The organism is Providencia sp. PROV156 (assembly GCF_028480905.1).
Classification (GTDB): domain Bacteria; phylum Pseudomonadota; class Gammaproteobacteria; order Enterobacterales; family Enterobacteriaceae; genus Providencia; species Providencia hangzhouensis.
Window position 1 is genome coordinate 32,941 of the sequence record NZ_JAMPPE010000025.1, and the last position, 26,874, is coordinate 59,814.

Consider the following 26,874-nt stretch of genomic DNA (forward strand, 5'->3'; position numbering starts at 1 on the left):
CATTGAAATGGTCAATAAATGAAATTAGCCAAAAAAATCATTCTAATCGCCGTTACCTTGGCTGCTATTGTCGCAGCCGCGGTCTATTGGCAATATCGTCAAGTATTGGACTATGCCAAAACGCCAATTAACATCACACAAGAAAAAATTTTTACGGTACCAGCAGGAACTGGGCGTGTCGCATTTGAAGGGTTACTTATTGAAGATAACATTCTTGAAAAAGGGAATGAATTTCAATGGTTACTCAAACTACGCCCTGAACTGGCTCAGCTAAAAGCAGGAACTTACCGCCTGCAACCGGGTATGAATGTGGAACAACTACTACAATTAATTGTAAGTGGTAAAGAAGCACAATTTTCGATCCGTTTTATTGAAGGTAACCGTTTAAGTGATTGGGGTAATATTTTACGTGATGCTCCTTACTTAGAGCATAAAACTACCAACTTAACCCCGACAGAACTGCACGCCCTGATTGGGTTTAACGGAGAAGGGACTTTAGAAGGGTGGCTATATCCTGATACCTATTTATACACAGCGGGGACAACAGACGCTGAAATTTTAAAACGTGCTTATAAACGTATGCAAAACAGCCTTGATGAAGAGTGGAAAGGGCGTGATAGGGATTTACCCTATAAGAATGCCTATGAAATGCTTATTATGGCTTCGATTATTGAAAAAGAAACTGGTATTGATAGTGAAAGAGCCCAGGTTGCATCCGTATTTGTTAACCGCTTAAAGAAAAATATGCGTCTGCAAACCGACCCAACCGTCATCTATGGGTTAGGTGAAAAGTATCGTGGTAAAATTTATCGTAGTGATTTAGATAATTACACACCATACAATACTTATAAGATTGATGGTTTGCCACCAACACCGATTGCAATGCCGAGCCTTGCATCGTTAAAGGCTGCCGCACATCCGGCTAAAACGGATTACATATTTTTTGTCGCAGATGGTAAAGGTGGGCATACTTTTAGTCGTAATTTAAACGACCACAATCGTGCCGTTAAAGTTTACCGCCAATTTGAACAGCAAAACTGATAAAAATGAAAAACCAATTTATTGTTATTGAAGGACTCGAAGGCGCTGGTAAAACAACTGCAATCAATACGGTTGTGGAAACGTTGAACCAAGCAGGGATCACAGATATTGTTTTTACCCGCGAGCCTGGTGGAACGCCATTGGCAGAGAAACTCCGTGAGCTGATAAAGCAAGGTATTGCAGGTGATAAAGTCACGGATAAGGCTGAATTGCTGATGTTATATGCAGCCCGTGTACAACTGGTTGATACGGTGATCCAACCTGCATTAGCGGCCGGCAAATGGGTGGTCGGTGACCGTCATGATTTATCTTCCCAAGCTTATCAGGGGGGGGGGCGTGAAATTGATCGTCATTTGATGCAATCATTACGTGACTTAGTGTTGGGCGATTTCAAACCTTCATTAACCTTATACCTTGATTTACCTCCTGAATTAGGTTTACAACGTGCAAGGTCACGGGGTGAGTTAGATAGAATTGAAAAAGAATCGTTAGCCTTTTTCGAAAGAACACGCAGCCGTTATCTTGAGCTGGCCGCGGGTGATGAAACGATACTCACTATTGATGCAAGCCAAAATATTGAGCAAGTACAGCAAGATATTCGCCAAACGCTGACACAGTGGTTAGCGCGTGCTTGATAAACCACATAAGGTATTAATCCCATGAATTGGTATCCTTGGTTAAATGAACCTTACCGACAAATCATTACTGCGTACCAAAGCGGTCGAGGCCACCACGCGTTACTGCTTCACTCAATACCGGGAAATGGGGCACAAGCACTATGCTATGGAATTAGTCGTTGGCTTATTTGCCAAGAAAGAGACGGGCTAAAAAGCTGTGGGCAATGCCATAGCTGTCGTTTGATGCTCGCGGGTAATCATCCTGACTATCATATTATTGAAGTAGAAAAAGGGAAGTCTACTGTTAGTGTTGATGCGGTTAGAAAATTAATTGAAACCTTGAGTCGCCATGCTCAACAAGGCGGCAACAAAGTGGTGTATATTCCACAGGTTGAAGCATTGACAGATGCAGCAGCTAATGCGTTATTGAAAACATTGGAAGAGCCAGCAAAGGATACTTACTTTTTACTTGGAAGTGATAAACAAGAGAATTTGCTTGCGACCATTCGCAGCCGTTGCCTGAGTCATTTCTTACCTGCTCCCGATCCACAAATAGCACTCTACTGGTTGCAAAAGCAAAAGCCGGGTATTGCTGTTGAAAATGCGATAACGGCATTAAAAATATGCCAAGGTGCGCCACTTTCTGCGCTAGCCTTATTGGATGAACAACGCTGGCAAAAACGTAATGCACTATGCCATAGTTTAGGTCATGCATTGCAAACGGGGGATATGTTGAGTTTGCTGCCTAGTTTGAATATTGATGAGGCGCCTAATGCCTTAAATTGGCTACTTAGCTTATTGGCGGATGCTATTAAAATTCAACAAGGGGCTGGGGTTTTTTGCATCAACCAAGATCAGCAATCTCAAGTTCTGCAATTAGCTGGTGCTATGAATCGAACACAGTTAATAAATATGTATGATAAGTGGTTATATTGCCGCCATCAATTACTGACAGTTCCTGCACTGAATCAGGAACTGATTCTGACAAATCAATTATTACAATGGGAAGCTTCGTTGTCTCTCCCTACATTTTAAAAAGAGTTAAATATGTTTGTTGTTGATTCACACTGTCATCTCGACTGTTTAGATTATGAAAAATTACATACGAATGTCGACGATGTTATCGCAAAGGCTTCGGCCCGTGATGTCCGCTTCATGTTAGCTGTTGCTACAACGTTGCACGGTTTTGAAAGCATGAAAAAAATGATTGGTATGCGTGACAATATTGCTTTTTCATGTGGTATTCATCCTCTCAATTTAGACGAAGGATATGATTTCGCACGACTAGCACAATTAGCCGCAGGAAATGAGGTCGTTGCGCTAGGAGAAACTGGGCTGGATTACTATTATCAGCAAGAGAATGCCGCGTTGCAGCAAGAGTCTTTTCGTCAGCACATTCGCATAGGTCGTGAAGTCAATAAACCCGTCATTGTGCATACTCGTGCGGCACGAGAAGACACCTTATCTATTCTACGCGAAGAAAATGTGATGGACTGTGGCGGGGTATTACACTGCTTTACTGAAGATAAAGATACGGCTGTTGAACTACTCGATTTAGGTATGTATATCTCATTTTCAGGGATCGTCACATTTCGTAACGCAGAGCAAATTAGAGAAGCCGCCCGTGTTGTTCCTTTAGACCGAATTTTAGTCGAAACTGACTCGCCATATTTGGCTCCTGTTCCTCATCGTGGCAGGGAAAACCAACCCGCGTACGTCCGGGATGTTATTGAGTATATGGCGGTGCTAAAGGGGGTTAGTGTTGAGCAACTCGCTGAAATCACGACACAAAACTTCAATCGTTTGTTTCATTTAAATGTTGGCACAAATAACGTATAAATTAGTTCACTAGAACGATTAAATGACTAAGGAAATTGAAATGGCAGAAGAAACGATTTTCAGTAAAATTATCCGTCGCGAGATCCCTGCAGACGTGGTTTACCAAGATGAACTTGTCACCGCATTTCGTGACATTTCGCCACAAGCACCTTCTCATATTCTTATTATTCCTAATAAATTAATTCCAACTGTCAATGATGTTACTGTGGATGACGAACTTGCATTAGGTCGTTTGTTTACTGTTGCAGCGAAAATAGCCAAAGAAGAAGGTATTGCAGAAAATGGCTACCGTTTAATCATGAACTGCAATGAACATTCAGGGCAAGAAGTGTTTCATATCCACATGCATCTAGTGGGTGGTCGCCCATTAGGGCCGCTATTGGCGAAATAATAAGGGATCGGCAATGAACCGTATTGCATTACTTGCTTTGGTAACTGTGTTGCTAAGTGGTTGCATATTTAAGAAAACACAAGGGCTGGTTTTTAATGAGCAACAGCGCATCATTATGGAGCCCGCAGTACTTGCACAAGGGGTCATTGTCGAAAACCCAGTGATAGGTAGTGAAAATCATCAAACTATCGCTACTATTAACATGAGTAATTCACAGCCTAAAGTGGTGAATATTGCTTATCGTTTATACTGGTATGATAAGCAAGGATTAAACGTAGAAACATCGAATACCTTGTATCAGCAAATCGCAGCAAATTCTGATGTGAAAGTTCGTGCTGTGACTTCTTCTCCACGTGCAACAAATGTACGTGTTCATGTATTTTTATCGTCAAAGGCCGGAGAATAATAATGAAACGCATCTTAATGGTTGCTGCCGCGACATTAATTTTGGCTGGGTGCCCTTCATATCCACCTCAACAACCAGGTACACAACCCCCAATTGTGCCAGTAGAGCCGGAAAAACAACCAGAAGTGACTCCGCCACCCGTTGATGTTGTTCCAACTCCACCAAAGCAACAAACAACAGATTGGTCCGCTTCCATTACACCTTTAGTTAATCAAATGGCCAGTGCGGATGGGGTCGAAAACGGCAAAGTACTGTTAGTTGATTCAGTGAAAAATAACACGAATGGTTCAATACCGGTGCAAACTGTAACATCAGTTATGACAACCGCGGTTGAGAACACCAATCGTTTTAAAGTGGTTCCCGCCAGTGTGGTGAGTTCCGCACGTAAAACACTCGGTTTATCACAAGAAGACAGCTTAGTCACCCGTAGCAAAGCGATAGGGTTAGGCCGCTATGTCCAAGCGGAGTATGTGATTTACAGCGTGATGTCAGGTTCAAATAAAGAAAGAAGCCTTGAAATGCAATTGATGGATGTGCAAACAGGTGAAATTGTTTGGACTGGAAAGCACAATATTGAGTAACCAGCAGTCACTTTTTCGACTGTTAGTGACACATTTTCCTACAATCTCTGTACGTGATTGGAAAATATCCTCACTAACAGGGTTGTCAGGTGGAAGTTATTTACTGGAATGTTTTCTACCTGCTCGCGAAGTGAAGCTGATAGCACGTGCAGATGGAAATGCACAAACTGCTTTGTATGTTGACCGAAAGAAAGAAGCGCGGATATTGCAGCAATTACGCGCTTATTCATTTACACCTCAAGTGATTGGTCGGAATTCACAATGGTTATTATTAGGGTGGTGTGAAGGGCAACACCCTGATAACAATACTTTTTTGTTACCTAGTTTTCAGTGCGAGCTTGTAAATATAGTCACACAATTACATTGTGCTCCACTGCTGGGGTATCATTTACAACTCCGCAATGAAATATCTCATTACGGCTATTTAATTGATAAAAAACGGTTATCACCTCGCTGGAAAAAACTCCATTGCCATTTTACCTCTGACGCTTTTCCCAAAATGCTGAAACTGGCGCCTGCCCATATGGATATTCATACAAAAAATATTGTTCGCACATCAACAGGGCAGCTAATGCTATTGGATTGGGAGTATGCGGCAAATACAGATATCGCATTCTCTTTAGAAACCTATTTCCAATTTAATGGTCTGACAGACATTCAGCGAGATTTTTTCTTGAGGCAATATTGTGATGTTCACGGTGCTTATCGAGACAAACAGCAATTGGCGAAAAGCTGTCAATCATGGGCACCTTGGGTAAAATATATGACATTAATGTGGTATGAAGTGCAGTGGAATGAAAGCCAGTCAACTGACTTTTTGGTACACTCACAATTATTACGGCAATATTTTGGTTTAATAGGTTGATAGCCAAAGGCTATCAGAAAACAGTATCGGATTAAGACAATTAGTTTAATAAGTGAGGCATGTTATGGGCCCTATAATGCTAGATGTTCAGGGTTATGAATTGGACAACGAAGAGCGCGAAATATTAGCTCACCCATCCGTGGGGGGGTTAATACTGTTTACCCGTAACTTTCATGACGCAGCACAATTACGAGAGCTTGTCCGCCAAATTCGTGATGCATCAAGACACCGGTTGTTGATAGCTGTTGACCAAGAAGGTGGTCGAGTACAACGTTTCCGTGATGGTTTCACCGCATTGCCTTCTGCTCAGGCATTTGCAGCACTCAATAGTGAAATCGATGGTGCTAAACTCGCTGAAGAGGCGGGTTGGTTAATGGCATCAGAGATGATAGCCATGGATATTGATATTAGTTTTGCACCTGTTTTGGATCTTGGCCATCAAAGTATTGCGATAGGCGAACGCTCATTCCACGAAGACCCAGAAATTGCGATGGTCATGGCAGAACGTTTTATTAAAGGTATGCGCAGTGCGGGTATGAAAACGACAGGGAAACACTTTCCTGGTCATGGTGCAGTGAAAGCTGACTCACATAAAGAAACACCACGGGATGACCGCTCCTTGGAGAAAATTCGTGGTAAAGATATGTTGATTTTTAAAGACTTTATACAACGAGAGCTACTCGATGCAGTGATGCCTGCTCATGTTATTTATACTCAAGCTGATGATCGTCCTGCGAGCGGTTCACCATTTTGGCTAAAATCAGTATTGCGAGAGCAACTTGGTTTTCATGGTGTCATTTTCTCTGATGATTTATCGATGGAAGGCGCTGCGGTGATGGGAAGTTATCCTGAGAGAGCCCAGGCATCGTTGAATGCGGGATGCGACATGATTTTAGTCTGTAATAATCGTGAAGGTGCAGTCAGCGTCTTAGATAACTTACCGAAACAATATGATAGCCAAGCTTCTAAGCTATATCATAGCGGCCGACAATATAGTTTAACAGAGTTGCAAGCAGTTGAGCGTTGGAAAAATAGCCATCGTCAACTCGTTGATTTGCATGAGCGCTGGCAAGAACATCGCTAATAATTTCTAGTACATCTGAAAGGCCAGTAATTTATTACTGGCTTTTTTGCATAAGTACGCAAAAAAGACAAATTGCTTTGCATGAATAAAATAATAAAATTATGACTTGTGGTAAAAGTTACCCGTAACTTTCTTGTTTTTTTACAGTTAATCTCAATGTTCTTTTCGACTATATTTGATAAAAATGAACTAATACTTATTTCACTATTAAAAATAATTAGAAGGTTTTTATTAATCTCATTAGTGTTATGTTTCATTTTTGAAAAAATAAAATAGAAATTTTGATTATTTAATTTTTTGGTAATTATATTTTGAGTTTAATTGAAATAAATAACCATACATTTGCATTAAGTCTGGGTTTTTATATGGTTAGAGTGCTGGGTATAGCTATGTTAATTTTAATAATGAAAGCAATCATCTAAAAAAGTTAAGATGATTTTAAATAAATGAAAAATAGAATGATTTAATCAGTGCTTAATAACTATTGGTGCCTATCATTTGCTCAAGTGTTACTTAATTTAAATTTGCCTACAGGGAATAATACTTTCTCTTATAAGGGGGGATATAGAACGATCATGAGTAAATATACAGCAACAAATAATACGCATTCATGTGAAGGTTTCTATTGGGTGAAATTTTATACATATAGCCTATATGTATAAAGCTATTACAAATACCTATTTAAGTGGATGAGTTAACAACTAAATGAATTACCGATGAAATTCTATTAAAAATAATGAGTTACATCTTAAATTTACCTTAAGATAAAATGTGATATACATCACTATTAAAAAGTAGCTTATTGCAACGGATGTGGCGTGTTGTGACAGCGATCGTTTTAATTGACATAAAATTACGATAGCATTCGTATTATGAAAGATTTATGACAATTTAGAGTGATAAGTAATCAATTAAAAAAATAGCAATTTAATAGTTGCATTTTAAGTTAAATATTCAAATTTATTTGAGATGATTATTTCTCAGGGATATTTTTTGCTCTAAAAAATTATATAGGAAATAAAGTGCAATTTTTTTCTTAATAAATAATACAGTGTCGATAAATACAGTGCCGTAGTGTGAGGTTTAAGCTAGACAAACACCAAATATGAGTAAATGGCGCTATCGAATCAATAATGTATTTTTGAATTCTTATAAGGAATATTTCTATTCATAGTAATAAGTAAACACAAATACAGGAAAATACTGTATTGAATTTTATATTTAAAATGACTTATGTGTTTGAAATGGATGTATCTGTTTGTCTTTAAGTTAAATTGTTTTATTAAGCTAAAAATAAAAATGGTGTTTTGTTGTTCATGGAAACATGGCACAGCATAAAATTAATTCAAATAATCATTAACTAGGTTAATTCCAATGAAAGTTAAAAATATTGCGTTATTAATGCTTTCTCCTTGCTATTTAGCGGTAGCAATGGCAAATGCCAGCAACTGGGAAGATTCTATCAAGGAAAACTCATTCATTGCGGATTCGGAGCTAGAGCTGTCAACCCGCAACATGTGGAAATACTTAAAAACAGAAAACCGTTTTGATAAAAACGAAAACCGTTATCGAAAACAAGTTGCGAATGCTTGGGGACAAAACTTTCAAGCAGATTTCAAATCAGGTTATTTTGCTGATGTAATTGGCTTTGATGCCTCTTATTACGGCGGTATCAAACTGGGGGCAAGTAAAGACTTCGCCTCCCGTGCAATTTTATATAATGATGATGGCCATGCGAAAGGGTACAACAAAATTGGTCAACGTTATGCAAAAGTAAAACTGGACCTTGAGCCAGTAAAATTTAATGCGAAAGCAGGTTGGTTTACGCTGAAAAATACGGGTATTTTCACGAATTCACAGCGTTTATCATTGAACAGTTATAGCGGTTACTACACTAATACTGCGATCAGTGATTGGAGTTTGGATTTATTATATCTCGATAAGAAAGTCATGCGTCGCGATAGCCCAAATATTGATGCGATGTATTTCACTGATGCTAATGGTGTTCGACACAATGTTAATCATGTCATTACAGGTGGTATTAACTACAATACTAAACCATTGAAAGTATACTATTTCTATGGTCAAGCAGATGATTTGTTCCGTCAACAAGGTTTAGAAGCAAAATATAAACTGACTTCAGATGTGACACTAGGTACACAAATCTATAACCATGAATATGGTAGTGATGGTAAACGTACTGAAACCGATAAACAAAAAGGGAAGCGTAATTTTGACAAACGTGCATGGCACTACGCAGGAACGGCAGAATGGCGTATTCCTGAGTCACCTTGGACGTTAAGCACAGGTTTAACTCATACCCAAGCGAAAAAAGCGAATGGCGTAGGCCAGTTTGCGCGTAACCCAATTGGTAACACTCGTGGCCGTTTTAACTCACCAGCCTATGCAGATATCGACTACGTACGCGATGGTGAAACCATGGTTGCAATGGCAGCAGAGTATCGTATTAGTAAAGAACTCTCTGTTGGTGCGCGTACTAACTATTCAGAATTTAAATATGAAGGTGAAAGATTAAAACAAGGTCAATTTGGTCTATTCAGCTATTGGAAACCAACTGAAAACCTTTCTGTTTCTTTAAGTGGCGGTCTGGGCTGGCACCACCGTCAGGAGAACGACTACACGACGCCAAAATTATATGATGGTCACTCACGTCGTGCACACTCGTTATCTGGATCAATGACAACGACTTATCGTTTCAAAATGTAGTCGATAGTTGAAAAGGATTAAAAAAGGTAAAATAAATGAAACATAAAATTGGATTACTCACACTGCTCATTTCTGGTGCACTTTTAGCGGGTTGTGCTCCCAAAAATACAGATACCGTAAAAGTACAAGTCATTGGTATTAATGATTTCCATGGGGCTTTACAAGCCCCAGGTGATGGTAAATTAGGTGGTATTGAGTCAATTGCCACGCTGGTTAATCAATTAAGAGCGCAAAATGATAAAACTATCGTTGTTGGCGCGGGTGATTTAGTCGGGGCAAGCCCATTACTGTCATCGATGTTTTATGATGAACCTACCATTGAAGCCTTAAGTGCGATTGGTATGGAAACCAGTGCAGTTGGTAACCATGAGTTTGATAAAGGTAAAGAAGAGCTGCTGAGAAAACAAAACGGCGGCTGTCACCCAACAGCAGGTTGTGTGGGTAAAGATTCCTTTGATGGTGCTAATTTTAACTACTTAGCGGCCAACGTTATTGTGAAAGAAACAGGAGAAACTCTGTTCCCATCTTACTTTATTAAAGAGTTTGATGGCATTCCAATGGCATTTATTGGTTTAACGTTAGAAGGTACGCCAGCTATCGTGACACCAAGTGGAACCGCAGGGTTAGAATTCAAAAATGAAGTCGAAACTATTAATAACCAAGTGAAATTATTAAAAGCACAAGGTATTAACAGTATCGGTGTTCTGATCCATGAAGGCGCAACACAACAAGTTGATACCAAAGTTAAAGATATTAACCGTTGTGATAATATCAAAGGCCCAATCGTTGATATCGTTAAACAATTAGATGCGAATGTAGACTTTGTTGTCAGCGGTCATACACACCAAGCTTACAATTGTGAAATCAATGGGATGACAGTAATTTCAGCCCAGTCTAACGGGACTTTATTATCTCAATTGAATATTGAGATTGATAGAAATACGAAAGATATTGTTAGTATCAATGCAAAGAATATCCCTGTTGAAACGAGCCGTTATGAGAAAGACCCTGAGTTAACCACGTTCGTACAAAAATACGAAAAAATTGCCTTGCCTATTTCGCAACAAGTGATGGGCTCTTTAACAGCAAATGTGGATAAAAAATTATTGCCTGCAGGAGATTCAACTCTAGGTAAGATTATTGCTGATGGGCAATTATATGCAGCTTCCAGCAAAGAAGCGGGCGGTGCGCAAATTGCGTTTATGAACAGTGGCGGTATTCGTGCTGATATGAAAGCAGGGGAATTAACTTACGGTGATATTTTCACTGTCCAGCCATTCTCTAACGTGGTTGTTACGCAATCGCTAACAGGTGCACAAATTAAACAAGCGCTTGAGCAGCAGTGGGATCGTGCTCGTCCACAAGTTATGCCAGTTTCTAAAGGTTTTTACTACGAGTGGGATGACAGCCGCCCAGTAGGTGATAAAGTTATTCAAAAATCAATGAAATTAAACGGTAAGCCGTTAGACATGAATAAAAGCTATCGTGTTGCTGCGAATGAATTCTTAGCAACGGGTGGTAGCCGTTTCTCTGCCTTCAACCAAGGTAAAAACCGTGTTTATAGCCTGCCAGATAACGAAGCGTTAATGCAGTACTTTAAAGATAACTCACCAGTTTCCGTTCCAACGGATGTGCGTATCAAGAAAATTAAATAATAAAATTTAATATTCCATTAAAAACTCTGAGAGTGTTTATCATCCTCAGAGTTTTTTTGTGCTTAATTTCCGGCATGGGGTAACGATGAGAAGGGGGGATTGATTGTGTTTACTAAATAAAAAATGATAAAGTAATAATTCTCATTATCATTATGATTTTGTGAATTTAAACAATTGATTGATATAACGGCTAAAAAGCTGACTCGATTCGTTTGGGGAAAAAAATGATTTGACGAATGTGATCGTAGTCATAATAATCAACTAAATTGATGTGAATCAATATTTGGTATTACCAATAGACCAGTCATGATATTCTAATAGGGTTAGTGTGAGTTGTGGCTAATTATTGTTATATAAGGTTTTTTTATGAGAAACCTTAAATAACATTAATATATTTTGTTTCGAGGGATTTATGACCTTATCTCAACCCAAAATCATCGTTGTCGGCGGTGGGGCTGGTGGATTAGAACTGGCAACACGTTTAGGCCGTAAGTTAGGCCGTAAAAAACGCGCACAAATTACCTTGGTTGACCGCAACCCAAGCCATTTATGGAAACCACTATTACATGAAGTGGCGACAGGTTCGTTAGATGATGGGGTCGATGCGATAAGCTATTTGGCCCATGCTCGCCATAATGCATTTAATTTCCAATTAGGTTCACTCACGAATATTGACCGTGAAAATAAAAAAGTGGTTCTCGGTGAACTTTATGACAAACATGGTGAATTATTGGTCCCTTTGCGTGAACTAGAATACGATATTTTAGTGATGGCGTTAGGAAGTACGTCGAATGATTTTGGTACACCAGGTGTTAAAGAACACTGCATTTTCTTAGATAACCCACACCAAGCGCACCGTTTTCACGACGAAATGCTAAATCTGTTTTTACGTTACTCAGTTCGTGATAACGCAGAGGAGAGCGTTAATATTGCCATTGTTGGTGGCGGTGCAACGGGCGTTGAGTTATCAGCGGAACTCTATAACGCAGTAGAGCAACTGACCAGTTATGGCTTTAAAGGGCTAGACACAGATGCATTGAATGTCACACTAGTTGAAGCGGGTGAACGTATCCTGCCGGCTTTACCGCCGAGAATTTCAAGTGCCGCACATCAAGAACTTAATAAACTCGGCGTGAATGTATTGACGAAAACTATGGTAACCAGTGCTGATGCAGATGGTTTGAATACGAAAGAAGATGGTAAAATTCATGCGGATCTTATGGTTTGGGCTGCAGGGATTAAAGCACCTGATTTCATGAAAGATATCGCTGGGTTAGAAACAAATCGTATCAACCAATTGGTGGTAAAACCGACGTTACAAACGTCTCGTGACGATATGATTTTTGCCATTGGCGATTGCGCTTCTTGCGCTAAGCCTGAAGGGGGATTTGTGCCACCAAGGGCTCAATCAGCTCACCAAATGGCCAGCCTTTGTTATGACAATATTGTCGCTTTAATGAAAGATAAACCTTTAAAAGAATATGTTTATAAAGACCATGGCTCATTAGTTTCACTGTCTCGCTTTAGTACAGTTGGCAGCTTGATGGGGAATTTAATGCGTGGGGATATGATGGTAGAAGGGCGTATCGCTCGTTTTGTGTATATTTCTTTATACCGTATGCACCAAATCGCATTACACGGTTACATTAAAACGGGGCTAATGATGCTTGTTGGCAGTATTAACAGAATTATTCGTCCAAAGTTAAAATTGCACTAGTCAACGACTAGCTACTTGTTTAATTTGGTTTTATTAGCACTATGCACCTGTATATTCGTATAACAGGTGCATTATTTTTTATTATTTATAATGATAAATAATAATGTTAATAAATATATTAACTAAATCTGTCAAGGCTTATCTATGTTAAATATTGCGTAGAAAAACTATTTAGATCAAATTTAATAGGTTAATTATCGATTATATTGTCACTATTACTTATATAAATATATATTTTATTTTAATGAAACTTAAACCTAGAAATTAATATAAAATAAATGATCCGAATATTAACTTATCTTAAGTTTTAAATAATTAAGATGTAAATCCATTTATATAACGATAACAGCCAACCATAACAGGCTATTCTATTATCCTATTGATTTAAAACAGTAATATTTTTGATTGTAATCAATAGGTGAAGTTGCACTAATGGTAAAGTTTATTTTTCTAAAACAGTTATAATAAACATATGTTTTAATGATAATTTAAGATAATTCTAAAAAACAACACTATTAGTAGGTAATTATCGAATTATTTTGAGTAGTGGTTACAATAGGCACTGCATATTTTAATAAGGGTTAACACGATGAAGCTAAAATTTAAGTTGTTATTAGCAACTGTAGTGATGCTCCTTATTGTATTGCTCGTGAATTCATTCAGCCAAGAGCCGGAAACTAAATTGGCTACGGTATTATCGGTTGAGCCGATCAAAGCGAATCGCCTTGTTGAGTACGAAAATTGTACAGTAACAGGGGTTTTAGGCACCTTTAATCAGCAATCCCTTTCTCGTTTTCACCCTGCGCAAAGCGAATGCAAAATGATTTTTATGATTGAAGCATTACAAGGGAAAAGCTTTCCATCTCTATTTGATATGCAAAATCAAACCTGTGTTAACACACAAAAAATGGAATTAGTGATTGTTGGATATGACGTTGTGTACCAAATTGGTAAAACAGTTGGAAAAGTCAGAACATCCTATGAACCATCAATGTTTATTCCTTTAGATGATAAAGGGCGTTTAGTGCTCACTTCATCCAATTCAGTATGTGAAACCATGCGCAGTGATATAAAAGAATTATTACCCTTTTATTGTTTACAGCAAAATGAATTACCAATCACAAAAAACTCATCAGCAGTCTTAGAACTGCAACCGAATAAAAATACATTTGGCTTTATGGAATAATTTTTTCTATAAATATTATAGAGATAAAAGGCTACAAGAGTAGCCTTTTATCATTTTAGAGCATCAAACTTAGCTAATTTGATGCTCTTCAAACCCAATGAGTAATTGTTTAATAAACTCTAGTCGAGAAACTCTTTCTGTTAAATCATGGAAAAATTTTAGTCTAACAGGGCCATCTAACCGATAAGTTTGTGGCTGGTTTTGTAATAAGCTTATTAAGAAACTTGGGTCGACTTTATTTTTATCACCAAACTCAATAAAGCCACCTTTTTCATGAGCTTCAATACGTTTAATACCAAGAGCTTGAGCTTGTAATCGAATAGCTGCGTTCGCTAATAGGAATTTACCTGCGTCAGGTAAACTACCAAAGCGGTCGATCAGTTCTGTACGCAATTCGTCAAGCTCCTGACTGTTTTTTGCACTGGCTATTCGTTTATAGAAAGACAAACGAATATTCACGTCGTGAATATAGTCGTCTGGCAACAGAACAGGCATACGCAACTCAACTTCTGTTTGTTGGCTAGTCAAATCTTCTAATGAAGGCTCACGCCCCTCTTTAAGCGCATCAACAGCACTTTCTAATAGCTCCATGTACAGGGTAAAACCAATCGTGGTCATTTGCCCACTTTGGTCTTCACCAAGTAATTCACCCGCACCACGAATTTCTAAATCGTGAGTTGCTAAAGCAAAACCAGCTCCTAAGTCTTCCAATGATGAAATGGCTTCAAGGCGTTTATGTGCATCGGTGGTCATAGCTTTGGGATGCGGGGTGAGTAAGTAAGCGTATGCTTGATGGTGAGAGCGACCAACTCGTCCACGTAGTTGATGGAGTTGAGCTAATCCGAAATGATCCGCGCGTTCAATGATAATGGTATTCGCTGTTGGTATATCAATACCAGTTTCAATAATTGTGGTGCATATCAATACATTAAAACGTTGATGATGGAAATCTGTCATTACGCGTTCTAACTCGCGCTCGCGCATTTGGCCATGCCCAACAACAAAACGTGCTTCAGGGACTAACTCTTCAAGGCGAGCCTTTGCCTTTTCAATATTTTCAACATCATTGTAAAGGTAATAAACTTGGCCGCCACGTAAGGTTTCCCGTAAAATTGCCTCACGGACAACTAAGTCATCATATTGGCGCACAAAGGTTTTTACAGCCAAACGGCGCGCTGGTGGTGTGGCGATAATAGATAAGTCACGCATACCACTCATGGCCATGTTAAGAGTACGAGGAATAGGTGTGGCGGTCAGCGTTAAGATATCAACGTCTGCACGCATAGCCTTTATTCGTTCTTTATGGCGGACACCAAAGCGGTGCTCTTCATCGACGACGAGCAAACCTAAATCTTTCCATACTAAGTCACTTTGTAGCAACTTATGGGTACCAATTAGAATATCAACTTTGCCTTCCGCGGTCTGGGTAATAATTTGTTGTTGCTCTTTCGCTGTTTTAAAGCGTGATAACATTTCTATGCGGACAGGCCAGTTAGCAAACCTATCTTTAAAATTATCATAGTGTTGTTGTGCAAGTAGTGTCGTGGGGACTAAAACGGCAACTTGTTTGTTATTATTAATCGCAAGGAATGCGGCTCGCATTGCCACTTCGGTTTTACCAAAGCCCACATCACCACACACGAGTCGGTCCATTGCTAATGGTTGGCACATATCACTGAGAACAGCATTGATGGCGACTTCTTGGTCAGGCGTCGTTTCGAATGGAAAGCCTTGACAAAATTCTTGGTATTGTTGTTTATCATGCTTGAATGCAAAGCCAGCCTTAGCGGCTCGTTGCGCATAAATATCAAGCAGTTCTGCGGCAACATCGCGTACTTTTTCTGCGGCTTTCTGGCGTGCACGACCCCAGCTATCACTACCTAATTTATGCAATGGGGCATTTTCATCAGCACCACCTGCATAACGACTAATTAAATGGAGTGAAGAAACAGGAACATACAGTTTATCATCACCGGCATAGGTTAAAATTAAATATTCGGCTTTAATACCGCCCGCTTCTAAGGTAATTAAACCTTGGTAACGGCCTACACCATGCTCAATATGTACCACAGGTTGCCCAGGGCGTAATTCAGCTAAGTTGCGAATGAGGGTGTCAGTATTAATGGTGCGGCGGTTATCTGCCCGGCGACGAACAACACGCTCCCCAAGTAGGTCACTTTCGCAAATTAATGCCCTATGGATATCGGATTGAATAAAGCCGTGTTCAGCGGCACCAATGGTGATGGCAAATCTGCTGTCAGTAGGGCTAGTATAGCTTTGAATAATTTCAGGGCGAATTTTTAAACGGGCTAATAGCTCGGTAACGGTCTCACGTCGGCCTTCACTTTCCACAGAAAAGACGATGGTTCCATCAAATTGTTCAGTAAACTGACGCAATTTTTCAAGCGGCGTTTTGCTTTGCCCTTGTGTGCTGATATCCGGTAATGGCAGGTAATCTAAATTAGTATTTGCCGCTTTTTTGGGTAAAGATTCGAGGGATAACTGAATACGCGGCCATTTTTTTAACGATTGATTAAGCTGTTCAACAGTTAACCATAGCTCAGAAGGGGGGAGTAATGGGCGCATTGGGTCAACACCACGGCTTTCATACCGCTGCTGAGTATCAACCTGAAAGCGTTCAGCCGCTTCTTGTAAGCTCTGAGAAACAATTAAACTTGATGGCGGTAAATATTCAAATAAAGATGGCAGTGGCTGAGCAAAGAATAAAGGCTGCCAATACTCGATACCCGTCGGTAAGGTATTTTTACTGACTTGCTGGTAAATATGCTCTGGATCACGGCGAACTTCAAAGCGCTCGCGCCATTGGCTGCGGAAACGTTCAATAGCGTCTTTATCGGTCGGGAATTCATGAGCTGGGAGTAAATTGATTTGCTCTACTTCTTCGAGTGTTCTTTGTGAGTCAACGTCAAACGTTCGCAAGCTATCAATTTCATCATCGAAGAAATCAATACGAAACGGCAACGAGCTACCCATGGGAAATAAATCGAGTAAAGCGCCCCGTGTGGCATATTCACCATGCTCTAAGACTTGCTCTACATGGCGGTAGCCAGCGTTATCGAGCTCATTACGTAAGTTATCACGGGAAAGTTTGTCACCTTTTGCCATCACTAAGGCATGACTGGTTAAAAAGTCAGCAGGACAGACTTTTTGCATCAATGTATTGACGGGAAGAATTAATGCGCCTTTTTGCAAACTGGGCAAACGGTACAGTGTCGATAAACGATGAGAAATAATTTCCTGATGGGGGGAGAAATTGTCATATGGCAATGTTTCCCAGTCAGAAAGAGTCTCTATAGGGTGTTGTGTAAACTGTTGAATTTCATCTCTTAAACGTAATGCATTTTGCATATCACGTGTCACGATGATCACAGGCCCTTGGTGACGTTGTATTATTTCTCCACATTCAAGTGCACCAGCCGCCCCGATAAGGCAACCTAAATGGCGAACATCGCCACTACGACTAGGGAGTTCATAACGAAATTTTGACAACATAGAAATCTTCGGTATCTCACAGCGATTAGTAAGCAGTTAAACAAGAGTTAGCCCAAACATAGCCAATTTTTGTACGAAAAATAGTTAAGTTAATCAACAAATAGTTAAACTACAAAATTTATAACAAAACAATCAGTTTTAACTCGTAATTCGTCTGAAAGTCAGACAAAAAGGCACTTAAAGCAGAAAAAAAACCATCGGGTGGTTCCATTCATCAATCGTACCCTTTATTATCGCTGAACACTTCGCTTTGGCAACAGGGGCATCATAGATTTCATGCACCAATCTGTCTCATTATTTATAGGCCTACGCTATTTACGTGGGCGTGCTGCGGATAAATTTGGGCGTTTCGTATCCAGTTTATCTGCTATTGGTATCACACTAGGGGTTGCGGCATTGATAACCGTCACCTCAGTGATGAATGGGTTCGAGCGATCGTTACAAGATAGCATACTTGCTTATATGCCGCAGGCAATTTTAACCTCTGCCTCTGGAAATATAGACCCAGCAAAATATCCAATATCCGATCTACAACATTTAAAGGGTGTCAGCCAGATCGCACCTATTGTGCAATCTGATGTGGTATTACAAAGCCGAACCAATGTTGGCGTGGGCGTTATGGGGGGAATCGACCCCGAAGAATCTTCGCTGTTATTGGATAAACTGGTTGTCGGGCAACGCAATGACCTCAAAGAAGGCAGTTATAATGTTTTTCTCGGGAATAAACTTGCAGAAACACTCGGGGTAAAACGTGGTGATGAGGTTCGCTTAATTATTCCAGGCGTGAGTCAGTTAACACCGATGGGGCGCATTCCAAGCCAGCGCCTATTTACTGTGGCTGGTATTTTCCAAACAAATGGGGAAGCGGATACGAGTGAACTGGTCGTGGCACAACAAGATGCCGCACGTATGCTTCGTTATCCCGCAGGCCACATTACTGGGTGGCGCTTATATTTAGATGAGCCTTTACAAGTTGACGTTCTAAGTCAGCAAGCGTTACCAGATGGCTTAGTATGGAAAGACTGGCGGGAGCGTAAAGGGGAGTTTTTCCAAGCCGTTCGCATGGAAAAAAATATGATGGGCTTATTGCTTAGCTTAATTATCGCAGTGGCGGCATTTAATATTATTACCTCGCTATCACTGTTAGTGATGGAAAAGCAAGGCGAAGTGGCTATTTTAAAAACCCTAGGTCTCAAACGTTGGCGTATTTTAATGATATTTATGATCCAAGGCGCTGGAGCGGGGGTGATTGGCTCACTCATTGGCACGATATTAGGCACGATACTTTCTAGTCAACTGAATGTCATTATGCCGCTGATCGGTTTATTACCCAAAGGCGTCTCTTTACCTATTGTGCTTGATTACTCTGGTATTTTAATTATTGCACTAAGTGCAATGCTGATTTCTCTGCTGGCAACGCTTTATCCTTCTTGGCGTGCAGCAGCGGTTCAACCTGCTGAGGCTTTACGTTATGAATAAACAACCACTTCTGGTCTGTGAAAAATTAAGCAAAACATATCAAGAAGGGACATTGTCGACGCAAGTGTTGAAAAATGTCAGTTTTTCCATGGGGCGTGGGGAAATGATGGCCATCGTGGGAAGTTCTGGTTCAGGTAAAAGTACCTTATTGCATTTATTGGGTGGCTTAGATACCCCTTCAGAAGGGAATGTTATCTTTCGTGGGCAGCATATAAATCAATTAACCTCAGATGAGCGTGCTGCTATTCGTAATAAAGATCTCGGTTTTATTTATCAATTTCATCACCTTTTACCGGATTTTACTGCCCTTGAAAATGTGGCAATGCCTTTATTAATTGGGGGGATTGCGAAAGAAACTGCGTTTTCTAAAGCAACTGAAATGTTAGAGGCAGTTGGGTTAGCACACCGAGCAGGGCATCGGCCTTCTGAATTATCAGGGGGAGAACGCCAGCGTGTTGCTATTGCAAGGGCGTTAGTGAATGAGCCAGCACTGGTTTTGGCAGATGAGCCGACAGGTAACCTTGATTTACGTAATGCAGATGCCATTTTTGAGTTGTTGGGTGAATTAAACCGAACACAGCGGACCGCATTTTTAGTCGTCACCCATGATATGACTCTGGCTCGGCGGTTATCCCGCCAATTGGAAATGCGAGATGGGCATTTGCAACAGGAAATTACCTTGGGGGCTCGGTAATGTCTAAATTGCCTCTTTCACTAGTCACGGCGCTGCGTTTCAGCCGTGGTCGACGCCGAACAGGGATGGTTTCATTAGTCTCGATAGTTTCAACGTTGGGGATTGTTCTTGGGGTCGCGGTGCTAATTATCGGTTTAAGCGCAATGAATGGCTTTGAGCGCGAATTAAATAACCGTGTGTTATCTGTTGTTCCCCATGGGCAAATTTTTGCTGTTAAGCCACCGTATAAAGATTTGGAGTTTGCTGAGCAAGTTATCCGTAAAACGCCCGGTGTAGAAGGTGTTAGCCCTTACATCAATTTTACGGGGTTACTTGAACGTGGTGCAAATTTAAAAGCAATTCAAGTCATGGGGGTTTCACGAGAAACTCAGCCACAAGTCAGTGCGTTACCTCAGTTCATTCTCAATGATGCTTGGCAACATTTTGATGCAGGCAAACAATCAATTATTTTAGGCCAAGGTGTGGCGGATGCATTGAATGTGAAGGTTGGGGACTGGGTAACAATCATGATCCCAAATACCGATGCTAGCTTGAAAATTCAGCAGCCTAAGCGTATTCGTGTACAGGTGACGGGTATTTTTAAACTTAGTGGTTTGCTCGATCACCAGTTAGCACTCGTTCCTCTCGCAGATGCACAGGAATATCTCGACTATGGGGATGGTGTGACAGGGTTTGAAATCAAAGCAACAGACCCATTTATTGCCGATCAAGTCGTTTATGATGCAGGCTTGAAAACAATGCATCATGTCGTTGTAAAAAGTTGGATAGGCGATTATGGCTATATGTATAATGATATTCAAATGGTTAGAAGTATCATGTACTTAGCTATGATATTGGTGATTGGCGTTGCGTGTTTTAATATTGTTTCTACCCTTGTTATGGCAGTTAAAGATAAAAGTAGTGATATCGCTGTATTGCGTACCTTAGGGGCAAAAGATAGGCAAATTCGTGCTATTTTCTTATGGTATGGCTTGTTGGGTGGCCTTGTTGGTTCATTGATTGGCGTTGTGCTTGGGGTCGTCATATCATTAAATCTAACACCCATGATTAAGGTGGTAGAGGCTATTGTTGGCCATCCAATTTTATCGGGTGATGTTTATTTTATTGACTTTTTACCTTCTGAATTGCATGTCATGGATGTGGTTTATGTTTTAATTACAACCATTGTATTGAGCTTACTAGCTAGTTGGTATCCTGCTCGTAGGGCAAGCAAATTAGACCCTGCACGTATTCTTAGCGGGCAATAGCTATTAGTAGGGTTATAGGGTTAGAGAGCCAATGGTTTTTAGGAGACGATTCTAAAAACTTATTGGTTCTTCTTATGATTACTGCGCAGCTAAAAACATCTGCTTATAACTACGAGTTTCCACCATTTCTTCTGTTAATCCATATTGCTTGGCGGTCGCCATCAATTTTTGATATAGAGCTTCAAGTAAATCCTGCTCATCTGTCATAATGGCAAATTCAGCAAACCAGCCGATCCCACTAAGGTGGTCAATTGTAATGTGGATGTCATTCAGGAAATAAATGCTTCTTATTTTAGTTGTGGTTAAGTAGCAATGATATCCCAGTGTCGTTAACATGTTTTGTACATGGCGGCAGTCATCAATATTAATGGCTTTGCATTCAGAAGCTCCAGGCCCTTTAACTATCCATAATTTTATGCCTGATGGCACCATTTCACGTACACACATACTGACGCCATTGTCAGCTAGTGGTAGATGCGGGTTTTCATAGAAACAATCTGTTTCTGTATTATTTTCCGTAAAGGGTTCAGCTAAGTCGGCCTTTATTTTATGCAGAAAAGTGTCGGGGTCCGGTAAATGAAATTTAATTTCAGCTTCATATTTACCGACAAAATGTTGGCTCATGTAAAGTTCCTTGGTACTAACCTTCAGGATAATGATGGTAACACAAAGCGAAAATAGACGAGGGAGATAAAGATGAGGTTAGCGAATAAGTAAGTGCCTAGGTGTTTAAATTAGGCACTTTTAGCATACATTCTACTGGTTATTTTTTTGTCATTTTATCTAGATAACCCATAACGAATGCAGATAATACAAAGGTTAAATGGATAACGACATACCACATCAACTTGTCATTTGAGACACTTTTCAAGTCCATGAAGATTTTTAATAGGTGAATGGAGGAAATAGCAACAATGGAAGCTGCAACTTTATTTTTTAATGATGAAGCATCCATTTTACCTAGCCAGCCTAGTTTTTCACTGCTGTCAGGGATATCCATTTGGGAGACAAAGTTCTCATAACCTGAAAACATCACCATCACCAATAACCCACCGACTAATGCCATATCAATCAATGATAATAGCGTCAAAATTAAGTCTGCTTCAGGAATTGAAAGGATATTTGGCAAAATATGGTATAGCTCTTGAAAGAACTTAATGGTTAAAGCCAATAGTGTCAGTGAAAGCCCAAAATAAATAGGCGCTAAAATCCAACGTGAAGCATACATCGCTCTTTCAAAAAACTTTTCCATGAAACCCCTTTTAGTGGTGAATTAGCAACACAGTAAAATCTGCGAGGCGTATTTTAACTGCACGGGGAGTGAACGAGAAAGGTTTTTTTATTGTTTTACAGTTACGAACGTTTTATGGCGAATTTATGAAATATTAGTGTCATTTTTATGAATAAAAAGTGACAAAATCGATACCTTCGATATTTTTATTTGCATTCAGCGAGATGATGCGTTTTAGTATGTTAACATTTAGATAATGTCATCAGTTGTGGTAAGGAAATAGTTAGTATGCCAATAAAGTATATACTTGGAGCTTGATTATTTTAAAAATTCCAAACAATCAGCGTTTATAAGTTTGTGTCGTAATGACATGATAAAAACAATTAATATTTAACATGATATAAGTTTATTGGTTATATGGATGAAAGGAAGCTTTGATGTTGCGATTTCGTTATAGGTTGAAAAAAGCTCGTAAGAATAAATGTATACGCCGCCAGCGACTTCGTAACCGGTCTTTTTATATAGATAATAGATTGGGTAATATGAAAAATGTCAATATTGTCGTTTTAACAGGAGCAGGTATTTCAGCCGAATCTGGGATCCAAACATTCCGTTCTGCGGATGGTTTATGGGAAGAGCATCGCGTTGAAGATGTGGCAACTCCTGAAGGTTTCGAACGTAACCCTAAATTAGTACAACGTTTTTATAATGAGCGACGTCGGCAGTTACAGCAAGAAAATATTAAACCTAATGCTGCTCACTATGCACTTGCACAGCTTGAAGAAATTTTTGGTGACCGCTTTTTGTTAATTACACAAAATATAGACAATTTACATGAAAGAGCGGGAAGCCAGCGGGTTATCCATATGCATGGTGAACTATTAAAAGTTCGCTGTAATTGGTCAAATCAAGTATTGGAGTGGAAAGGGGATTTATCGGTCGATGACCGCTGTCATTGTTGCCAATTCCCTCAGCCACTGAGGCCCCATATTGTTTGGTTTGGTGAAATGCCAATTGGAATGGATTATATTTATCAATCCCTTGAATCTGCGACCATTTTTATCTCTATTGGAACCTCTGGCCATGTGTACCCTGCTGCAGGCTTTGTTCATGAAGCTAAATTACATGGGGCACATACGGTCGAACTGAATTTAGAGCCTAGCCAAGTGGAAAGTGAGTTCGATGAAAAACACTATGGTTTAGCCAGCAAAGTCGTTGTTGAATATATCAATAAGCTTATTACTGAGTTACAGGTTAAAAATACCGCGCAATAAGCTTTCAATACATAACATTATAAGGGGAAACGTATTGTTTCCTCTTATAGGTTAGACGTTTGTATCCATCATGGCTGGCATCGTAATCTCTTTGACGCAGGTTGCATTGCTCGTATTGGCGATAAAACGCACGGCATTGACAACGTCTTGTAATGGGATCAATTGCCCATGACTTTTTTCAATGACTTCGTCAACGGGGGTAGTGAGTGGATACTCAGTCGCTAAATAACCTAAATTTATAACCGATATTGCTATTTTATCTTCCCGTAATGTTTCTCTTAACGATTGAGCTATTCCCCTGATGGCATATTTGGTAGCAGAAAAGGTGACTTCCTTGCCATTATGATTATCTAAACCCCATGTGGAACCAATCAATATAATCTTGCTATTTTTCGCTAAACGCAAATTGGGTAACAGTGCTTTTAAGTTCAATAAACAGGCGCTGATATTAGTCTGAACCATATTCAGCAGCTCTATGTCATCAGTCGATTCAAATTGGTACTCTTCACTAAAAGCGAGTTTCTCCCATATACCCACATTATAAATTAAGGTATGAATAGGTTGACTCTGAATAACAGACTTAATGGAATTCGCGCTATTAATGTCATTTAAATCAGCAGGGATCCACGTAAAATTAGTTTGCTCAAAAGGAGGTTTTGAGCGAGAAACACCGTAAATATGGTCTGTATTTTCAGGGAATCCTTCGACTAATGCCTTACCTAATCCTTTGCTAACACCATAAATTAAACATGTTTTTGACATGAATTTTCCTATAAACGAGTAAAATTTTGTTTTGTTTATTATTAGCTAGTAAATAAAATAATAAGGCTTCATATATAGCATACTATTTCAATTTAATGATTGATGATTAGTGTAGTGGATGAATGATATTTAACCAAATGGTGTGCTTTTAGGTAACAAATAAATAATAATCGAATAATTAATACAATTTGATTATTACCCTTATTTATTATAGGTATTGATTGCTGCAGTAATAGCCAACCTGTTAAAGATAGGCTAAAAAATAAATTTCTTTAAAGATTTATCATAAAAAATAGTGAGCATTAACAGGAAAGCTGATTTGAGACAATAATTGAATCTGTGATCTTTCCCATAATATAGGCATTGATATTTTAGGGGGAAGGGTATGGACAAACTCTTAGAGCGGTTTTTTGAATATACCGCTTTCGATACACAATCAAAGCTAAACGCAAAAACAGTACCCAGCAGTGCAGGACAGTTAAAGTTCGCTCGTGCATTAGTTAATGAACTGAATGAGTTAGGTTTTGAAAAAATAACGCTAAGCGATCAAGGTTGCGTGATGGCTTATTTACCGTCAAACGTTGATTGGGATGTTCCTACTATTGGTTTTATTTCACATTTAGACACAGCGCCTGATTTTTCAGGTAAAAATGTGAGTCCACAAGTCCTCGAAAATTATCGAGGAGGGGATATTGCGTTAGGTATTGGTGATGAAGTGCTATCCCCTGTGATGTTTCCGGTACTCCATGAAATGATTGGTAAAACGCTGATCATGACAGATGGTAAAACTTTATTGGGTGCCGATGATAAAGCGGGTATTGCAGAAATAATCACAGCCCTCGTACGTTTAAAGGAAAAAAATATTCCTCATGGTAAAATCTGTCTTGCATTTACCCCTGATGAAGAGATAGGACGCGGGGCTCGCCATATCGATTTTAAACAATTTGATGCATTGTGGGCCTATACCGTCGATGGTGGTGGAGTTGGTGAATTAGAGTATGAAAATTTTAATGCGGCTAATGTTTCCATTAAAATTGTTGGCAATAACACTCATCCCGGTACAGCTAAAGGCGTAATGGTGAATGCATTAGGGCTAGCGAACCGTATTCATTCGATGTTACCACCTGATGAAACACCTGAAAATACAGAAGGGTATGAAGGGTTTTATCATTTAACATCGTTAAAAGGTACAGTTGAAAAGGCCGAGTTGAATTATATTATTCGTGATTTTGACTTAGCAGGCTTTGAAGCTAGGAAGAAAAATATAATTCGAATTGCTGAAAAAGTTGGCGAAGGGCTGCACCCAAGCTGTTATATCGAACTGACACTTGATGATACCTATTATAACATGCATAAAGAGGTCATGAAGTACCCACATGTTATTGAATTAGCGAAACAAGCAATGCTTGATTGTGGCATTGAACCAGTTATTCAACCTGTCCGTGGTGGTACCGACGGTGCACAGCTTTCACATCGCGGTTTACCATGTCCAAATATTTTCACAGGTGGTTATAATTTCCATAGTAAACATGAGTTTATAACACAAGAAGGTATGGAGCAGGCTGTTAGTGTGATTATGCGTATTGCGGAGCTAACGGCCATTCACGCACGGCAATCGTGATATTTTATGAGAAGTAAGAGAGGTTGTTGACAAAGTGGGATAAAAGCGTGGTTTTTCCCACTTTGTGTTATCAGCCGAAAATCAATAAATTGATTTTCCTAATTTATTTTCAAAACCTATTCGACTTGCCGCTAAACATAATATGTTTGTCAGCACTCTTACTGTTGTTATTGAAATAATACAGAAATACCACTAAGTGCCAGTAAAACTCCCATGACTAAATTAAACCGCTTTAATGTCTTAGGTTGTTTTAGCCTTTCTCTTAATTTACTACCAAACATAGCCCAGATAGCAACACATGGCCAATTGATGGCTGCAAATATGACAGCGACTTGCAACATTGATAAATAAGGTGAAATTGTATTGGTATACATCGCCATTCCAGAGACTGCCATCATCCAGGCTTTAGGATTTATCCATTGAAATAACGCCGCTTCTAAGAAAGTTAGTGGTTTAATTTCTTGGTTATTTGTCTGTGCAATTGAATGGCTAATAGTGGTTTTCCATGCAAGCCAGAACAAATAAATAATTCCAAAATATTTTAATATCGAATAAACCATAGGGGATGATTGAATCAATGCGCCCACCCCTAGCCCTACTGCCACTAACATAATAAGAAAACCAATTGATACTCCAAATGAATGAGGTAATGTTTTTCTAAATCCAAAATTAATACCTGAAGCAAGTAACATAATATTATTTGGGCCTGGAGTTATGGATGTCACAAAGGAAAACAATGATAAAGCCAAAAGAGTTTCTATGTTCATGTTGTTATCATCTTTAAAAGGGACAATTAACGCTGTGCGTGACTGGCGACGGTGAAGTCAAAACAGTTTAAAATTGAATCAAATAATGTGCTTTATCTTTGCGTGCTTACGGGCAAGAAGGGGACATATTGCGAGTAGGTGCTAGCGGGATATAATATATATTAAAATAAATAATTT

Annotated in this window: 23 protein-coding genes; 18 read left to right on the forward strand and 5 right to left on the reverse strand. The window is 39.4% G+C overall.

What is annotated here, in order from left to right:
* The first annotated feature begins 18 nt into the window (after positions 1-18).
* From mltG to umoD, 13 genes are all read left to right on the forward strand, one after another.
* Positions 19-1,041, forward strand: a complete 1,023-nt coding sequence (mltG, locus tag PSF31_RS16725) for an endolytic transglycosylase MltG (RefSeq protein WP_096863863.1) — start codon at positions 19-21, stop codon at positions 1,039-1,041.
* Between the two features lie 5 nt (positions 1,042-1,046).
* Positions 1,047-1,676 (forward strand): dTMP kinase, encoded by a 630-nt coding sequence (gene tmk, locus PSF31_RS16730; RefSeq protein ID WP_004253248.1) that lies wholly within the window; start codon positions 1,047-1,049, stop codon positions 1,674-1,676.
* Between the two features lie 24 nt (positions 1,677-1,700).
* Positions 1,701-2,693 (forward strand): DNA polymerase III subunit delta', encoded by a 993-nt coding sequence (gene holB, locus PSF31_RS16735; protein ID WP_096863864.1) that lies wholly within the window; start codon positions 1,701-1,703, stop codon positions 2,691-2,693.
* A gap of 12 nt (positions 2,694-2,705) precedes the next feature.
* Positions 2,706-3,497 (forward strand): metal-dependent hydrolase, encoded by a 792-nt coding sequence (locus PSF31_RS16740; RefSeq protein ID WP_004253269.1) that lies wholly within the window; start codon positions 2,706-2,708, stop codon positions 3,495-3,497.
* Positions 3,498-3,537: 40 nt separating this feature from the next.
* Positions 3,538-3,888: a purine nucleoside phosphoramidase gene (gene hinT, locus PSF31_RS16745; RefSeq protein ID WP_036957623.1), complete on the forward strand. Its 351-nt coding sequence runs from the start codon at positions 3,538-3,540 to the stop codon at positions 3,886-3,888.
* A 13-nt stretch (positions 3,889-3,901) separates the two neighbouring features.
* Positions 3,902-4,294, forward strand: coding sequence for a YcfL family protein (locus PSF31_RS16750; protein ID WP_004253275.1), 393 nt, complete (start codon positions 3,902-3,904; stop codon positions 4,292-4,294).
* Between the two features lie 2 nt (positions 4,295-4,296).
* Positions 4,297-4,875: a penicillin-binding protein activator LpoB gene (lpoB, locus tag PSF31_RS16755; RefSeq protein ID WP_004253278.1), complete on the forward strand. Its 579-nt coding sequence runs from the start codon at positions 4,297-4,299 to the stop codon at positions 4,873-4,875.
* On the forward strand, positions 4,838-5,740 hold the full coding sequence (locus tag PSF31_RS16760) for a phosphotransferase (RefSeq protein WP_272683213.1): 903 nt from the start codon (positions 4,838-4,840) through the stop codon (positions 5,738-5,740). The genes lpoB and PSF31_RS16760 overlap by 38 nt, the downstream gene beginning before the upstream one ends.
* A 64-nt stretch (positions 5,741-5,804) precedes the next feature.
* Positions 5,805-6,824, forward strand: coding sequence for a beta-N-acetylhexosaminidase (gene nagZ / locus PSF31_RS16765; protein ID WP_094960434.1), 1,020 nt, complete (start codon positions 5,805-5,807; stop codon positions 6,822-6,824).
* Positions 6,825-8,198: 1,374 nt separating this feature from the next.
* Complete coding sequence (locus PSF31_RS16770; RefSeq protein WP_004253295.1) at positions 8,199-9,551, forward strand: OprD family outer membrane porin; 1,353 nt, start codon at positions 8,199-8,201, stop codon at positions 9,549-9,551.
* A 35-nt stretch (positions 9,552-9,586) separates the two neighbouring features.
* Positions 9,587-11,206, forward strand: coding sequence for a bifunctional metallophosphatase/5'-nucleotidase (locus PSF31_RS16775; protein WP_096863866.1), 1,620 nt, complete (start codon positions 9,587-9,589; stop codon positions 11,204-11,206).
* Positions 11,207-11,618: 412 nt separating this feature from the next.
* Positions 11,619-12,923 carry an NAD(P)/FAD-dependent oxidoreductase gene (locus PSF31_RS16780; RefSeq protein WP_004253300.1) on the forward strand — a complete coding sequence of 435 codons (1,305 nt, stop codon included), beginning with the start codon at positions 11,619-11,621 and terminating at the stop codon, positions 12,921-12,923.
* Between the two features lie 589 nt (positions 12,924-13,512).
* Positions 13,513-14,109, forward strand: coding sequence for a UmoD family flagellar biogenesis regulator (umoD, locus tag PSF31_RS16785; RefSeq protein WP_004253302.1), 597 nt, complete (start codon positions 13,513-13,515; stop codon positions 14,107-14,109).
* Positions 14,110-14,178: 69 nt separating this feature from the next.
* Here umoD and mfd read toward each other — a convergent pair whose 3' ends face one another.
* Positions 14,179-17,622 carry a transcription-repair coupling factor gene (gene mfd, locus PSF31_RS16790; RefSeq protein WP_096863867.1) on the reverse strand — a complete coding sequence of 1,148 codons (3,444 nt, stop codon included), beginning with the start codon at positions 17,620-17,622 and terminating at the stop codon, positions 14,179-14,181.
* A 276-nt stretch (positions 17,623-17,898) separates the two neighbouring features.
* Between mfd and lolC the strand changes: the two genes are divergently transcribed.
* Genes lolC through lolE form a run of 3 tightly spaced genes read left to right on the forward strand, consistent with a single transcriptional unit; the run spans position 17,899 to position 21,042 of the window.
* Positions 17,899-19,101: a lipoprotein-releasing ABC transporter permease subunit LolC gene (gene lolC, locus PSF31_RS16795; protein ID WP_004253308.1), complete on the forward strand. Its 1,203-nt coding sequence runs from the start codon at positions 17,899-17,901 to the stop codon at positions 19,099-19,101.
* On the forward strand, positions 19,094-19,795 hold the full coding sequence (gene lolD, locus PSF31_RS16800) for a lipoprotein-releasing ABC transporter ATP-binding protein LolD (protein WP_096863868.1): 702 nt from the start codon (positions 19,094-19,096) through the stop codon (positions 19,793-19,795). Before lolC ends, lolD begins: the two co-directional genes overlap by 8 nt.
* A complete protein-coding gene (lolE, locus tag PSF31_RS16805; protein WP_096863869.1) occupies positions 19,795-21,042 on the forward strand; it encodes a lipoprotein-releasing ABC transporter permease subunit LolE in 1,248 nt (415 codons plus the stop codon). The genes lolD and lolE overlap by 1 nt, the downstream gene beginning before the upstream one ends.
* Positions 21,043-21,120: 78 nt before the next feature.
* On the opposite strand, the gene PSF31_RS16810 is transcribed toward lolE, so the two are convergent.
* Positions 21,121-21,666, reverse strand: coding sequence for a class IV adenylate cyclase (locus PSF31_RS16810; protein WP_272683214.1), 546 nt, complete (start codon positions 21,664-21,666; stop codon positions 21,121-21,123).
* 139 nt (positions 21,667-21,805) lie between these two features.
* Complete coding sequence (locus PSF31_RS16815; RefSeq protein WP_094960443.1) at positions 21,806-22,294, reverse strand: TIGR00645 family protein; 489 nt, start codon at positions 22,292-22,294, stop codon at positions 21,806-21,808.
* Between the two features lie 419 nt (positions 22,295-22,713).
* On the opposite strand from PSF31_RS16815, the gene cobB reads away from it, so the two are divergent.
* Positions 22,714-23,547 (forward strand): Sir2 family NAD+-dependent deacetylase, encoded by an 834-nt coding sequence (gene cobB, locus PSF31_RS16820; protein ID WP_036958103.1) that lies wholly within the window; start codon positions 22,714-22,716, stop codon positions 23,545-23,547.
* A gap of 51 nt (positions 23,548-23,598) precedes the next feature.
* Here the strand turns inward: cobB and PSF31_RS16825 are convergent, their stop codons facing one another.
* Positions 23,599-24,309 (reverse strand): SDR family oxidoreductase, encoded by a 711-nt coding sequence (locus PSF31_RS16825; protein ID WP_004253328.1) that lies wholly within the window; start codon positions 24,307-24,309, stop codon positions 23,599-23,601.
* Between the two features lie 385 nt (positions 24,310-24,694).
* On the opposite strand from PSF31_RS16825, the gene pepT reads away from it, so the two are divergent.
* Positions 24,695-25,930, forward strand: coding sequence for a peptidase T (gene pepT, locus PSF31_RS16830; protein ID WP_004253330.1), 1,236 nt, complete (start codon positions 24,695-24,697; stop codon positions 25,928-25,930).
* 167 nt (positions 25,931-26,097) lie between these two features.
* Here pepT and PSF31_RS16835 read toward each other — a convergent pair whose 3' ends face one another.
* Positions 26,098-26,697, reverse strand: coding sequence for a LysE family translocator (locus PSF31_RS16835; RefSeq protein WP_004253335.1), 600 nt, complete (start codon positions 26,695-26,697; stop codon positions 26,098-26,100).
* Positions 26,698-26,874: the final 177 nt, after the last annotated feature.

Coding starts and splice junctions, on each gene's coding strand:
- PSF31_RS16825 (WP_004253328.1), bottom strand. CDS start 24,309: ATGTCAAAAACATGTTTAATTTATGGTGTTAGCAAAGGATTAGGTAAG.
- PSF31_RS16740 (WP_004253269.1), top strand. CDS start 2,706: ATGTTTGTTGTTGATTCACACTGTCATCTCGACTGTTTAGATTATGAA.
- pepT (WP_004253330.1), top strand. CDS start 24,695: ATGGACAAACTCTTAGAGCGGTTTTTTGAATATACCGCTTTCGATACA.
- PSF31_RS16780 (WP_004253300.1), top strand. CDS start 11,619: ATGACCTTATCTCAACCCAAAATCATCGTTGTCGGCGGTGGGGCTGGT.
- PSF31_RS16750 (WP_004253275.1), top strand. CDS start 3,902: ATGAACCGTATTGCATTACTTGCTTTGGTAACTGTGTTGCTAAGTGGT.
- lolD (WP_096863868.1), top strand. CDS start 19,094: ATGAATAAACAACCACTTCTGGTCTGTGAAAAATTAAGCAAAACATAT.
- PSF31_RS16815 (WP_094960443.1), bottom strand. CDS start 22,294: ATGGAAAAGTTTTTTGAAAGAGCGATGTATGCTTCACGTTGGATTTTA.
- PSF31_RS16835 (WP_004253335.1), bottom strand. CDS start 26,697: ATGAACATAGAAACTCTTTTGGCTTTATCATTGTTTTCCTTTGTGACA.
- nagZ (WP_094960434.1), top strand. CDS start 5,805: ATGGGCCCTATAATGCTAGATGTTCAGGGTTATGAATTGGACAACGAA.
- umoD (WP_004253302.1), top strand. CDS start 13,513: ATGAAGCTAAAATTTAAGTTGTTATTAGCAACTGTAGTGATGCTCCTT.
- hinT (WP_036957623.1), top strand. CDS start 3,538: ATGGCAGAAGAAACGATTTTCAGTAAAATTATCCGTCGCGAGATCCCT.
- PSF31_RS16810 (WP_272683214.1), bottom strand. CDS start 21,666: ATGAGCCAACATTTTGTCGGTAAATATGAAGCTGAAATTAAATTTCAT.
- tmk (WP_004253248.1), top strand. CDS start 1,047: ATGAAAAACCAATTTATTGTTATTGAAGGACTCGAAGGCGCTGGTAAA.
- mltG (WP_096863863.1), top strand. CDS start 19: ATGAAATTAGCCAAAAAAATCATTCTAATCGCCGTTACCTTGGCTGCT.
- holB (WP_096863864.1), top strand. CDS start 1,701: ATGAATTGGTATCCTTGGTTAAATGAACCTTACCGACAAATCATTACT.
- lolE (WP_096863869.1), top strand. CDS start 19,795: ATGTCTAAATTGCCTCTTTCACTAGTCACGGCGCTGCGTTTCAGCCGT.
- PSF31_RS16770 (WP_004253295.1), top strand. CDS start 8,199: ATGAAAGTTAAAAATATTGCGTTATTAATGCTTTCTCCTTGCTATTTA.
- PSF31_RS16775 (WP_096863866.1), top strand. CDS start 9,587: ATGAAACATAAAATTGGATTACTCACACTGCTCATTTCTGGTGCACTT.
- lolC (WP_004253308.1), top strand. CDS start 17,899: ATGCACCAATCTGTCTCATTATTTATAGGCCTACGCTATTTACGTGGG.
- mfd (WP_096863867.1), bottom strand. CDS start 17,622: ATGTTGTCAAAATTTCGTTATGAACTCCCTAGTCGTAGTGGCGATGTT.
- lpoB (WP_004253278.1), top strand. CDS start 4,297: ATGAAACGCATCTTAATGGTTGCTGCCGCGACATTAATTTTGGCTGGG.